The 12,958-nt window shown below is 36.7% G+C and carries 12 protein-coding genes; all 12 read left to right on the top strand.

Translation table 11 applies throughout. The features are described 5' to 3' along the window. Window positions 1–43: 43 nt before the first annotated feature. The 12 genes from CACET_RS18095 (at window position 44) to CACET_RS18040 (ending at window position 12,946) form a co-directional block, all read left to right on the top strand. The gene (locus CACET_RS18095; protein ID WP_044825492.1) at window positions 44–481 is read left to right on the top strand and encodes a MarR family winged helix-turn-helix transcriptional regulator; all 438 of its coding nucleotides are present in this window, start codon (window positions 44–46) and stop codon (window positions 479–481) included. A gap of 150 nt (window positions 482–631) precedes the next feature. Then, window positions 632–2,068 carry an N-acetylmuramoyl-L-alanine amidase gene (locus CACET_RS18090; RefSeq protein WP_044825491.1) on the top strand — a complete coding sequence of 479 codons (1,437 nt, stop codon included), beginning with the start codon at window positions 632–634 and terminating at the stop codon, window positions 2,066–2,068. Window positions 2,069–2,240: 172 nt separating this feature from the next. Further along, complete coding sequence (locus tag CACET_RS18085) at window positions 2,241–2,546, top strand: Veg family protein (protein ID WP_479722642.1); 306 nt, start codon at window positions 2,241–2,243, stop codon at window positions 2,544–2,546. Window positions 2,547–3,022: 476 nt separating this feature from the next. Beyond that, entirely contained in the window at window positions 3,023–4,015 is a 993-nt protein-coding gene (gene argF / locus CACET_RS18080) for an ornithine carbamoyltransferase (RefSeq protein ID WP_044825490.1), read from the top strand. 185 nt (window positions 4,016–4,200) lie between these two features. Beyond that, the gene (locus CACET_RS18075; RefSeq protein WP_044825489.1) at window positions 4,201–6,564 is read left to right on the top strand and encodes a YcdB/YcdC domain-containing protein; all 2,364 of its coding nucleotides are present in this window, start codon (window positions 4,201–4,203) and stop codon (window positions 6,562–6,564) included. A 197-nt stretch (window positions 6,565–6,761) separates the two neighbouring features. After that, window positions 6,762–8,336, top strand: coding sequence for a DUF3794 and LysM peptidoglycan-binding domain-containing protein (locus CACET_RS18070; protein ID WP_044825488.1), 1,575 nt, complete (start codon window positions 6,762–6,764; stop codon window positions 8,334–8,336). A gap of 132 nt (window positions 8,337–8,468) precedes the next feature. Next, the gene (ispE, locus tag CACET_RS18065; RefSeq protein ID WP_044825487.1) at window positions 8,469–9,347 is read left to right on the top strand and encodes a 4-(cytidine 5'-diphospho)-2-C-methyl-D-erythritol kinase; all 879 of its coding nucleotides are present in this window, start codon (window positions 8,469–8,471) and stop codon (window positions 9,345–9,347) included. Next, window positions 9,340–10,047, top strand: a complete 708-nt coding sequence (locus CACET_RS18060; protein ID WP_048407556.1) for a GntR family transcriptional regulator — start codon at window positions 9,340–9,342, stop codon at window positions 10,045–10,047. The genes ispE and CACET_RS18060 overlap by 8 nt, the downstream gene beginning before the upstream one ends. Before the next feature lie 12 nt (window positions 10,048–10,059). After that, window positions 10,060–10,794, top strand: coding sequence for a nucleotidyltransferase family protein (locus CACET_RS18055; protein WP_044826554.1), 735 nt, complete (start codon window positions 10,060–10,062; stop codon window positions 10,792–10,794). Window positions 10,795–10,954: 160 nt separating this feature from the next. After that, entirely contained in the window at window positions 10,955–11,176 is a 222-nt protein-coding gene (locus CACET_RS18050) for a hypothetical protein (RefSeq protein ID WP_044826555.1), read from the top strand. After that, a complete protein-coding gene (locus CACET_RS18045; protein ID WP_152640010.1) occupies window positions 11,115–11,351 on the top strand; it encodes a CLC_0170 family protein in 237 nt (78 codons plus the stop codon). Before CACET_RS18050 ends, CACET_RS18045 begins: the two co-directional genes overlap by 62 nt. Before the next feature lie 11 nt (window positions 11,352–11,362). Further along, window positions 11,363–12,946, top strand: coding sequence for a spore germination protein (locus tag CACET_RS18040; RefSeq protein ID WP_044826557.1), 1,584 nt, complete (start codon window positions 11,363–11,365; stop codon window positions 12,944–12,946). Window positions 12,947–12,958 lie beyond the last annotated feature (12 nt).

Raw genomic sequence — 12,958 nt, 5'->3', positions numbered from 1 at the left:
ATATAATAGATAGCATACACCAAAAAAGAAAGGTTGATGTAGCTTGGAAGAACAACAGATTCCTCAAACACTTCAAAATTTTTATATTTCTTTTGGCGGTTGGATGAAGTATCAGTATAAAAATATTAGGAGTGAAGAAGGTTTAACCTTAGCTCAGTTTCAAGCACTATTTATAATTCACCGTTTTGGTCTTTGTAATATGTCAAATCTAAGTGAAACCATTGAGGTTAGTAAGGGAACCATGACTTGCATGTTAAATAAATTGGTGGAGGATGGTTATGTAGAAAGAAGCAGTTCTGCTAAGGATCGCAGAAATGTTTATGTAAGTTTGACTCAAGCAGGAGAAAAGAAAGTAAAGCAAATAAAAAATAAATTACTGGTTACAATTGATGAAAAAGTGAGGAATTTAGATGAAAGCATGCAAAAGGAAATCCAGGGAGTCTTAGAGATCTTAATGAATATCTTTCAAGAGAAAAAATAAATAAATAAATTATAAAACAATGCCTATATGCAATAGAAGTTGGAATTATGCACAAGGTATTGTTTTTTTTCATATTATATACTACAGTCAGGGATTCCAATAAAGGAAATTGAGATCTGTAGAACTCAAAAGAATAAGGGGGTAAAGGAGTTGAAGCAAGTAGGTGAAAGCATATATGTCGACGTATACAACCCGTATGAAAAAAAAATAATATCAAAGCCGCTAGAGGAACTGGTCAAAGAGTTGGTAGCTTGGAGTATGCCGCTAACTTTTAATATAGAAGCCCTAAAAAGTCAGAGTATTATTATGAGAACAAGAATAGCTAAAAGACTAAAGTTTTTTGGTGGTAATGGTGTTAAGGATATACTAGAGGCAGATCTATCTTTGGATGAATTTCAAGGGGTTTTAACTCTGGAGGACTATCGACAAACTTGGGGAGAAGGTTACGAAGAAAATATAGACATCTTAAAAAGAGTAATAGATGATACAAAAAATATCATTATTTTTTTTAATGATAGACCTATTGATGCAAGATTTCATACGGTTTGTGGAGGAGCCACAGAAAACAGTGAAAATGTGGATGGAAACATTGTTCAATATTTACGACGAGTATTATGTAGTTACTGCCAAGAAGCACCTTATTCCTTTAATTATAAGGATTTGTCTATAGAAGATATAGAAGAAAGATTAGGTGTTCAGTTTGCTAAAGAAAGTGCAACGAAAAACATGGAAATAGAAAATATGTTTTATGATATTACAAGAGATCAACAGAATCGAGTAACAAAATTAAAGGTGGCAGGCAAGGAGTTTGAAGGAAAACAATTAATGGAGCTGTTAAGTTTAAATTCTACTCGGATTAGCTGGAGACCAGAAAAAATTCGTTTCTTTACTAAGGGTAAGGGGGATGGTGTAGGTCTGTGCCAATATGGGGCGAACCAGATGGCGCAAGAGGGTAAAAAAGCAGAAGAAATTTTAAAATATTATTATACCGGCATTGTGTTGAAAAATATCGAAATAAGGGACATAAAAAAACCCCTAAAAGGTAAAACTATCGTTATTGATGCCGGCCATGGTGGAGAGAAGGCAGATGACAATGTAGGTTTCTCAGGCTTAAGAGAAAAAGACGTAAATCTAGAAATCTGTTCTTATTTACGAAATCGTCTGCTGGAGTTAGGGGCAACGGTATACACCACTAGAGAAAAGGATGAGTATATTCCTCTTACTCAAAGAGCTGCCATCGTGAATGAAATTTCACCTGCTTTTTTTATTACGATTCATCAAAACTACTTTAAGCACCCCTCTATTTCGGGTACAGAAATTTATTATTATAGAGGCGATAAGGAGGCCAGAAGATTAGCGAAAGAAATTATAGAAGAGGTCTCGGAAAAGTTGGGAACTATTAAAAGGGGTATAAAGACTGCTGAGTTTTTTTTACTGCGGGATGTAAAGGTAAGCTCCCTTCATATAGAGGTAGTATATATATCTAATCCGGAAGAGGAAAAGCTTTTGATGAAGGAAGAATTTAAGAAGAAGGCTGCATTGGCTATAGCTAATGGTATTGTTAGATATTATGGATATTCTTTATAATAGAGGAAGATATTGAAAAGCTGTTAAAGTTAAAGAAATCAAGGGATTTACCTTTATTATAGAGAAAAAATTAGTTTTTATTGTAAATATGGAAAAAAGATTTATTGACAACCTATGAGTAAACATTGTATAATATTTTATTAAGTGTTTGACAACCTTCTAGAAATGTGATATGATATATGTTGTTATAGATGTGAAAGAAGGTGATGGTTTGGCAGATAAAAATACCTTAAATGAGATTAGAAGAAATATCGAAGGTTATGTAGGACAAAAAGTGACCCTAAAGGCTAACAAAGGGCGGAAAAGAACAATGATTCGTGAAGGGGTTTTAGAAAACACTTACCCCAATATATTTATAGTGAAGATAAATGGAGATTATAATTCCGTTAGAAGAGTGTCCTACAGTTACTCTGATATTCTTACTGAGTCAGTTGAAGTCACCATAAGTAAAGACAATCAGCAAATTAAAGTTAGTTAATATAAGCCACCTATAATAGGTGGTTTATTATTTTTTTGTTGCCCAAGAGGGTTTTATAAATTATGATAGAAGTAAGGCGTTTGAGAAAATTTTCCTAAGATAAGCAAGTTCAAACTTTAATTTTGATATACACGGTCTACGGTTTCGCCCCAAAACCGTGGGCTGCAAATGTAGCCCTTAGTATATCAAAATTAAGTCCTGATGTTGTTTATCTATAGATTATTAAGATACTAATATAGTCTCGACTTGTGCAATTTTCTTAAGTACTTTCCAGAGAAAATTAAATATATTAAGCAAAAACATTTGAAAGTATTGTAACAACGCTTAGTGATCGAAAATGAAAAATCCGTTAAGAAATTTGCATGTTTGAGTGTTAGCCAGGTTGCAAATCAAGTAATAATATTTCATAAAAACTGAAGATTATAAAAGTACTAAGGGAATACTTATAACAAAACAAAATTAAGGAGGAAGAATTTATGCCAGTGAATTTAAAAGGAAGAAGCTTACTTACACTAAAGGATTTTACCCCCCAGGAAATTCGTTATTTGCTAGATTTAGCAAGAGACTTAAAAGCTAAAAAAAGAATGGGTATTCAAGGTAACTTATTGGCAGGTAAAAACATCGTTTTGCTATTTGAAAAGACGTCTACAAGAACGAGATGTGCTTTTGAAGTAGCAGCTTTTGATGAAGGGGCACATGTGACTTTCTTAGGAGCCAATGATTCCCAGATCAGTAAAAAAGAATCTATAGAAGATACAGCAAAGGTATTAGGAAGATATTATGATGGCATTGAATTTAGAGGTTACAAGCAAGAAACAGTAGAGTTGTTGGCAAAACACTCAGGTGTACCAGTGTGGAATGGATTGACAGATCTTTATCACCCTACGCAAATTTTAGCGGATTTATTGACGATTACAGAGCATGTACATAAACCTTTAAACAAGGTGAAGTTTGCTTATATTGGCGATGCAAGAAATAACATGGGAAATTCCCTTATGATTGGTGCAGCTAAGATGGGGATGGACTTTAGAGCAGTGGCACCAAAGGAGCTATTTCCAGCAGAAGAATTAGTAAATCAAATGAAAGAAGTAGCAAATGAGACAGGAGGAAAAATTACTTTAACAGAAGATGTTGCAGAAGGCGTGAAGGGTGCAGATGTAATTTACACGGATGTATGGGTATCGATGGGGGAAGAGGATCAATTTGAGGCTAGAATTAAACAATTATCTGCTTACCAAGTGAATATGGACATGATAAATAAGACAGAAAATCCTGATGTAGTCTTCATGCACTGTTTACCTGCCTTCCATGATTTAGAAACAAAGATAGGTACTGAAATTTATGAGAAGTTTGGTTTGAAGGAAATGGAAGTTACGGATGAAGTCTTTAGAAGCAAACATTCTGTTGTTTTTGATGAAGCAGAAAATAGAATGCATACAATCAAAGCAGTGATGGTGGCAACTTTATAGGGAGCTGGTTCCAGTGAGTGGAACCCTCCCTGTTTTTTTATCTTAACGCTTTCAAAACCCTATGACAAATTTGTTCTCTTACACAGAAAATCTTCATATATTTTCATTTAACTGAAACTTTTTTATAATAACTGCATCTTAATACTTAAGGAAAATATTGTATAAAATGGGAAGGATGTGTTTTTATGAAGTTGAAGAAGACGCTCAGCGGCTTCATTGTAGGAGGATTGTTGGTTTCTCACATTGGTTTTGTTACTGCTGCTCCCCAAGTTGTAGCAGTAACAGAAGTAACTGCACACGCTGCTGTAGATGCTTCTTATGGGATATCAGAAAATACTTTAGTTTCACAGAAGGCCAACTTGACTGAAGAAGAGGCACTGCATTTAGCAAAAAATTATATAAAACAGTTTCTAAGTGTAGATATCGAAGAAGAACAAAATTTTCAGGTGAATGTAAATTATCGTGAAGATTGGAACAGAAATGACAGGTACGTGTGGGAGATTAGGTATACTCAGCAGGGGAGAAATCAATATCTTAGTCTTCAGGCTACTATCGAAGATGAAGATAAAGAGCTGGTTGAATTAAGAAAGTACCAAGATGATAGGGGTCAAGGAAATCATGTCGCCCAATACACGAGGGAAGAGGCAGAAGAAAAAGCCCGTCAATTTTTATTAAGTACCAGCCAGCACCTTCTTAACCAACTGATCATAGAGGATAGTGGCAGCAGTATGCATTATTATGCTGCAGATAGTGGCAGTGGTCTAAACCCTACAGAGTACAACTTTTATTACACTAGGCAAAAAGATGGTATACCAGTGATGCATGATGGGATACAAATAGGTGTTAACAGCGGGAGTGGGGAAGTGACCTCCTATAGAGTGAACTGGAGTGAAAAGGTTTTGCCTGAAAAGAAAGCAGTCATCATAGAAGAAGAAGCCAGAGATATATTTAAAGAAAACTTAAACTTCAACTTAAGCTATTTGCCAGTAAGAGATACCAGTAAGCAGTATGCAGATGTAGTAAAAGAAGTGAAACTTGTGTACTCTCCACACTATGAAGGTGGGGTATGGGTAGATGCCATCACTGGAGAAATGGTAAACTATTCAGGAACACCTACGTCAGAAGCTAAAAAAATCAATGTATCTCAAAAAGATAAAGCAGCTTTTGAAAAGCTATCCTCCACAAGGAAAATCCGTAATAAGGAAATGAACCAGGAAGAAGCTTCTACCTTGGCTAGAGATATTTTAAATAAAATCTATGGTGAAGAAGATGCTAAAATCCAAAATGTAAATTACAGCTCCAACATCATCCATGGAGATGGAAACAAAAGAAAAGTGTGGAATGTCCAATTTCAGTTAAAAGAGGATCCCCATAATAATGGCCACATAATGATAGATGCCTCAACAGAAGAAATTCTTCAATTGAATTACTATAATTGGAGAATGAGGGAAATGATGTTGATGACAGAAGAGAGCTTTCAACCGGTTTTAGCATGGGAAGATGCTTACTACAAGGCGATTGAAGTGCTAAAACAACTATATCCTGAGAAACTAAGGAATCTTGAGTTAGAACAAACCTATCAAGAATCCATTCACTATTATAATGACCATAAAATAGTTAATGCAGAATATTATTTTAATTTCACAAGAAAAGAAAAGGAAATTAACTATCTAAACAATTACATACAAGTAGTGGTTGACAGTGCTACAGGTGACATACAAGGAATACAGTATAGATGGGATGATGTTGTCCTTCCACATCCCCAAAACCTACTTGATAAAGAAAAAGCATTAGATCTCTTTATGCAGCAGTCAGAAACAAAATTATCCTATGTACAACTAAAAGAGGCAAAGGATCAGCAGAAAAATCAAGTAAAATTGGTCTATAGCAATACACCCAAAAGTCCGCTAATATACAACTATTTAGACGCCCAGACAGGCAACTTTTTAGATTGGAGTGGTCAAGAAGCGAGGGTGAAGGATGGAAAAGTAATCACTATAGCAGAAAAATTACAAGACCATTGGGGAGAAAGAGAATTAAAAATCATGGCAGGTAGTGGAGTAATAGATTTAGAAAAATTCGATTTACAAGATGAAGTGACAAGAAATGATATTGTAAAGATGCTGGTAAAAGCTATGGGGCACTGGTATTATCCTACAGAAGAAATAGAAGAATTAGAGTTTACGGATATCGCTGCTGGTGATGAGGTGTACCAATATCTACAGGCGGCGGTTCAATATAAGCTTATAGACAACAAGAGGGAAGCTTTTCGAGGAGGAGATATCGTATCTAAAGAGGAGTTTGCCACTATGTTAATAAAGGTAACACCACTGGAAAAAGCAGCTACAGCAAAAGGAATTTATACCCTTCCAGTAGAGGATGTTGATAAAATAAGTCCTGAAAAATTAGGGGCTGTGGCATTAATGTATGGTATGGATATACTGAGAGAAGAAGGAGAGACTTATCAACCAAATAAAAACGTTACTTTAGATCAGGCAGCAGTGGGGATTTATCGTACTTTCAAGCTGTTTGGCAGAAGTCAGTGGTAAACTTTATATTACAGAGAAGTGAAAAGTAGTATTTTTCACTTCTTTTTTTTATGTCTTATACATATATATGATAGAGAAAAATTTTATGGACAGAAGCTGAAATTGACAAACTTTCTAACATATTTTGCTGAAAGACAAATAAGATATAATAAGTATTTTATTTAAATTTAATGACTCATGAGGGGGGGAAAAATAAGATGGCGATTGAGCTTATGAAGGATTTGTTGAAAATAGACCAGCTAGTAGGCGAAAACACTGTTCAAGCCATTATAGAAGGGGATATATTAGCTCCTGATATAAAGCCAGACATTTCCAGAGTGGTTGCGGTAGAGGGCAACATCCAGGTGACAAAACAAGAAGCTCAGGAAAACAAAATTCTTGTAGAGGGAAGAATTCAATTTAAGGTGTTGTATGTATCAGAAAAGGGAGAAGCACCACTATATAGTATTGATAGCAGCACGGACTTTAAACAGAATATAGAATTAGAAGGTTTAACATCTCAAATGAAAAGTGAAGTAATAGCAGAAATTGAGCATATAGATTACACCTTAAATAATGAACGAAAAATAGGTGTCAAGGCGGTCATCAATGTAGAGGGTAAAGGCAAACAAGAGGGGCATATAGAGATCACCAAGGATTTAGAAGGAATGGAGGATATCGAAGTATTAAAAGAAACCCTACAATACACCGATGTCATCGGCAGCAATAGTTCAGATACCTTAGTGAAGGATGCCTTTGAGCTAGAGAAGGACTTACCAGAGGTAAAGGAAGTATTGAAGTGGCAAGCGGTGGCCATTGAAAAAGAAACAAAAATCACCGACGGTAAGGTGATTGTAGGAGGAAATGTCTTATTAGAGGTATTGTACATAGGAGAAGAGGAAGAAAACTCTTTGAACATTGTAAAAAAAGAGATTCCCTTCACACACTTTATTGAAGTTCCAGAGGCTTATAGTGATATGGAATATAAGCTAAAAATGAAGGTAGACGAGGTATATACTGATATTAAAGAAAATGCTGAAGAAGAAAGAAGAATTCTAGAAGTAGAAGGTATAGTCAATATTGAAGCGGTGGTGATGGAAAACCAAAAGCGAGAAGTTGTAGTTGATGCCTACTCTCCAACGCAAGCTTTGAACTTGGAAAAAAGCAAACTTCAGTTAAAGGAACATTTGGGCATACATCGTTCTCAAGTATTATTAAGGGAAACTTTAGAACTTCCTTCTAGTCATCCACCGATGGCACAGGTTTTCTCCATCAGTGCAAAACCTATTGTAACAGATTATAATATAGTGGACCACAAAGTAATGATGGAGGGGGTATTGGAAACTACAGTGATTTATACCTCTGAAGAAGGACTACAGCCCATCTATAGCTATATGCAGGAAATTCCCTTCAGGAACCATATGGAAATTGAGGGCTTAAAGGGGAATATGGATGCAGATGTGGAATTTGTAGTACAGGACTTAGACTATAACACCATCAACGAAGAACAAATAGAAATAAAAATCAATATAGGCACTACTTGCCAAGCCTATTGCATTAAAAACATTGATGTAGTCGCCAATGTGGAGGAATTGGAAGAACTGGTGGATGTTACTAAGCGACCAAGTTTAACCATTTATTTCTTCCAAGAGGGAGACTCCTTATGGAAAATAGCTAAGAAATACAATACCACTGTTCAGCATATCATGGAGAGCAATGAGATAGAAAAACCTGAAGATATTAAGGCAGGAGATGAGATTATTATAGAAAAAGTATATAATTTTAAGTTTTAACATGAGACCGCAGCTTTACTTCTGCGGTTTTTATTTTTGCAAAAAAGAATTTATTCTAAAAAATTTGCAGGAAATACAGTATATAATATATAATATATAGTATAGTTAGCATATATGAAGGAGTTCATTCCTATGAATAAAATACAATTAAAATCTAGAGCAAAGATCAATCTGTCTTTGGACGTATTAAGAAAAAGGCCAGATGGCTACCACGAAGTACAAATGGTTATGCAGCAAATAGACCTTTATGATCTGATTACGTTGATAGAAAGAAAAGATAAAGAGACGATTGAAATTGTCACCGATTGTGAATACATTCCAAAAAACAGCGGAAATATAGCCTATAAAGCAGCTGAGTTGTTACGAAACCATTTTCATATTTCCCAAGGACTAGAAATCCATATCAATAAACGCATACCTGTAGCTGCAGGGCTGGCAGGGGGAAGTGCTAATGCTGCAGCGGTGCTAAAGGGATTAAATAGGCTTTGGGAGTTAAATCTTTCCACAGAAGAATTAATGAAATTTGGTGTAAAGATAGGAGCAGATGTACCCTTTTGTATTCAAGGGGGAGCTGCTGTAGCAGAGGGTATTGGTGAAAAGCTTACCACGATAAAAGGACTTAAAAATGTATGGATGGTGATGGCAAAACCTTCGATTTCCGTATCGACAGCAGAGGTATATAGCAGGCTAGATCTGTCAAAAATAACAAATAAACCTGATCTTGTTAGACTCCTTCAAGCATTAGAAGATGAGAATTTGTATACATTATGCAAAAATATGGTTAACGTTTTAGAAACAGTAACGGAAAAAAAACATCCAATTATTAGAGAACTTAAGAAAAAAATGGTAGAATATCATGCTTTGGGCAGCATGATGTCAGGTAGTGGACCAACAGTATTTGGTATTTTTAAAAATTATGAAAAGGCAAAAGCAGCATACGAGAATTTAAGGATTATTAACAGGCAAACCTATTTAGTACAAAGCTATAGTAAGGGGTATGGAGATGAATAGTTTAGGGAAACTAAAAATTGAAAATTATAAGCCTTTAAGAGAACTTGTATTTCAGCATTTACGGGAAGCTATTCTGGAAGGAAAACTGGAACCGGGTCGGCGACTGATGGAAATGCAGTTGGCGGAAGAACTGGGGGTCAGCAGAACACCAGTAAGGGAAGCTATCAGAAAACTAGAACTGGAAGGTTTAGTGATGATGGTGCCTAGAAAAGGTGCCTATGTTGCGGATGTATCTGTAAGAGATGTTATGGAGGTATTAGAGATTAGAGGAGCCTTGGAGGGGTTAGCAGCTTCCTTAGCAGCAGATCGCATGACGGAGGAACAAATAGAGATGCTAAAAACAATAGCAGAAGAATTTAAGGACTGTCATTTAAAACAAGATACACAGGGGATGATAGATAAAGATATTGAATTCCACGAGATTATTTTCTTATCTACAAGGAATCAAAAACTTTATCAAGTTTCCCAAAGTCTGCGGGAACAAATCTATCGTTTTCGTGTAAAGTATATTTCGGAGTACAGTAAATCTGACGAAATCGTGGCAGAACACAGGAAAATCTGTGAAGCCATAGCAGAAAGAGACGCTGAAAAAGCTTATGTATGCGGTATGGAACATATCTCTAGTTTAGCAAATCATATGATGGAACAGGTATGGCCTGCCGGCAAAAAGAAGCAGAGGAGCCAAGAACCTAAGCGCTAGGGAGGCGTAAGTATGAAAACAATTATACTAGCGGGGGAAGGTAAAAAGGATGAAACAGGTTTTCCAGTAAGCAAGGGAGCTTTTCCTATGAAGGGGATACCCATGATTCAATATGTGGTTAACTGTTTGAGAAGCAGTGGATGTGTGGATACCTTAATAGCGGTAGGAAACTTACAGGACTTGAAGCCCATTATTGATAGTCAAGTAGACTTGTTGCTACAGCAGAAATCTTCTATGATGGACAATCTATTAGAGGCTTTAAGCTATGTAGAGGGAGAAGAAGCAGTGCTTATTACTACCTGTGACATTCCTCTTATTCACAGGGATGTGGTGAAAAGTTTTATAGAAACTGCATTGGAGATGAAGGTGGATATTTGCTATCCTATTGTGGAAAAGCAGATTTGTCAAAAATGTTATCCTGATGTCAAAAGAACCTATGTGCACCTAAAGGACGGCAGTTTCACAGGTGGAAATATGATTGTGTTATCCCCTCCTGCCATTGATAAAATTGAAGCTCCCGCTAGGTGGATGATAAAGTATAGGAAAAACCCTATAAAAATGAGTCGGGCTTTAGGTTTTAAATTTATACTAGGAGCATTATTTCAGCAACTGACCATTAATGGATTAGAAGGCTATATAGAAAAGCGGTTTGGTATACGGGCTAGGGCAGTGATCAGTCAATATCCTGAGATAGCTAGTGATATTGACAATATACGGGACGTACAACAAATGGAAAAATACTTATAGAGCAGGGAATGATAAAAGCAGAGAAATCATTCTCTGCTTTTTTTGTAGTCTGTAAAAACAATTCTATAGGGATATCATTAGCGTCAACTTAAAGCATAATGTGTCATCCTGAGCAAAACTTCGTTATTCCAAGATCCTTCGCTACGCTCAGGATGACAATTTGAGAAAGTGGAACCATCCCCACGGAGTCATGGGGACGGTTCATCTGGCACGTATGTTTTTTTATGTGCCTGAGGAACTGTCCCCGTGGCGTATATCAAAGATTTTAATGGCTGATGGTATAGAAGTATCCAAAACTGTAAACATTATAGGGAGAAGTTATGAAATGGAAAAGGGTGAAAAAATTGCAAATGTTCATGGGGAAGTTCAAAGAAATTTATGACGGCTATATGTTAGTTTTGGTAGTTTTTGCAGGTACGTTTCTGCTGTTAAGAGATGTACCCCTGCTAAGGAAGAAAAAGCTGATACGAGATATGAAGATTGCAAAGGTTTTAGGATATACTTATATCGTTGGTGGTATTGCATTATTTATTATAGCAAAGATGTATAGAGGGTAGGAGGCATTTAAATGGGACTTTGGCAGAAATGGTTTGGGAAAAAAAATAAAACAAAAAAAGCAGAAGAAATGAAACCAAATAAAAGCTTAGAAAAAAACCTCGCCATAATTAAAGAGGGTTTTTTAAAGGATTGTGAGGATATTGTCTATAGAGAATTTGAAATTGGTAAAGAAGGACAGTACAAGGCAGCCACCATCCACGTAGACGGCATGGCGGACAAGAAGCTGGTAAATGAGTTTGCCCTAAACAATCTAATGGTGATGGCTAGGGATATAGACCCAGAGCCAGGCCTACTAAAGAAGGGTTTGTATGAACTCATAGAAAAGCAAAATATAGCGGTAACCGAGCTGAAGGAAGTAGAAACCATCGATGAAGCTGTGCTAAACATTTTAAGTGGTGAAACAGTTTTATTATTAGATAATTATGAAAAAATTATCATCATAGCTTCCAAGGGATGGCCAGCCCGTTCTCCAGCAGAGCCTGAAACAGAGGCGGTGATTCGTGGCCCTAGAGACGGACTTGTAGAAACTTTAAGGATGAATACCACCTTGATTCGACGTAGAATCAGGGACCATCGGCTCAAGGTCAAAAACTATCAAGTCGGGGTAAGATCCAAAACCGATGTATCCGTCATGTATATTGACGATATTGCGGATAAAAAGGTTTTGCAGGAATTAGATACAAGATTAAATGCTATTGATATCGATGCTATATTAGACAGTGCTCAGCTGGAGGAGTTGATTGAGGACAAATGGCTTTCTATTTTCCCTCAGATACAAAATACTGAACGTCCAGATGTAGCTGCTTCAGCCATTTATCATGGAAGAATTGTAGTCGTAGTGGACAATAGTCCCTTTGCACTCATTGTACCCTCCACCATCAATGCCATGATGCAGTCGGCGGAAGATTATTATGAGCGGTGGCAAATTGCTTCTGTAGTTAGACTATTAAGATATTTTTGTCTACTTATTGCTCTTTTTGCTCCAGCACTTTATGTGAGTATTACTTCCTTTCATCCCCAGATGATTCCTACAGATCTGGCATTGACCTTAGCAGGAACCCGAAGAGGGGTGCCCTTTCCCGCCATTGTAGAAGCCTTAATTATGGAGGTTACTATTGAAATCCTTCGGGAAGCGGGGGTTCGTTTACCGGGGGCTATTGGCTCCACCATCGGTATTGTCGGAGGCTTGGTTATCGGGCAGGCAGCAGTGGAGGCAGGTATCGTAGGACCTTTGATGGTCATCGTGGTGGCGATTACTGCCATAGCCAGCTTTGCTATCCCCAGTTACAACGCTGCTATCTCTATTAGAATGTTGCGGTTTGTTGTATTGTTTGCAGCAGCAGCCTTTGGACTTTATGGGATTATGCTGGTAATACTGTTAGTTCTTATTCATCTCTGTAGCTTGAAAAGCTTTGGAATTCCTTATTTATCTCCATTTACCGCCTGGGTGCAGAATCTCTCTGATCTAAAAGATACGGTAGTGAGATCTCCCCAGCTCATCATGAACGACAGAGACATGAATGCCAACAAGAACCAAAAAAATCGCTTCGATGATAAGCGGCAGGAAAACTTTGATATAGAGGAGCAGGAATAAAAGAACAAAAGG

Origin of the sequence: Clostridium aceticum (assembly GCF_001042715.1) — a bacterium.
Classification (GTDB): domain Bacteria; phylum Bacillota; class Clostridia; order Peptostreptococcales; family Natronincolaceae; genus Andreesenella; species Andreesenella acetica.
This window is presented reverse-complemented; position numbering and strand designations above follow the sequence as displayed.

What these genes read in the sequence shown, in the direction of transcription:
- CACET_RS18085 (WP_479722642.1), top strand. Translation starts at nt 2,241, where the DNA reads ATGATATATGTTGTTATAGATGTGAAAGAAGGTGATGGTTTGGCAGAT.
- argF (WP_044825490.1), top strand. Translation starts at nt 3,023, where the DNA reads ATGCCAGTGAATTTAAAAGGAAGAAGCTTACTTACACTAAAGGATTTT.
- CACET_RS18075 (WP_044825489.1), top strand. Translation starts at nt 4,201, where the DNA reads ATGAAGTTGAAGAAGACGCTCAGCGGCTTCATTGTAGGAGGATTGTTG.
- CACET_RS18070 (WP_044825488.1), top strand. Translation starts at nt 6,762, where the DNA reads ATGGCGATTGAGCTTATGAAGGATTTGTTGAAAATAGACCAGCTAGTA.
- ispE (WP_044825487.1), top strand. Translation starts at nt 8,469, where the DNA reads ATGAATAAAATACAATTAAAATCTAGAGCAAAGATCAATCTGTCTTTG.
- CACET_RS18060 (WP_048407556.1), top strand. Translation starts at nt 9,340, where the DNA reads ATGAATAGTTTAGGGAAACTAAAAATTGAAAATTATAAGCCTTTAAGA.
- CACET_RS18055 (WP_044826554.1), top strand. Translation starts at nt 10,060, where the DNA reads ATGAAAACAATTATACTAGCGGGGGAAGGTAAAAAGGATGAAACAGGT.
- CACET_RS18045 (WP_152640010.1), top strand. Translation starts at nt 11,115, where the DNA reads ATGAAATGGAAAAGGGTGAAAAAATTGCAAATGTTCATGGGGAAGTTC.
- CACET_RS18040 (WP_044826557.1), top strand. Translation starts at nt 11,363, where the DNA reads ATGGGACTTTGGCAGAAATGGTTTGGGAAAAAAAATAAAACAAAAAAA.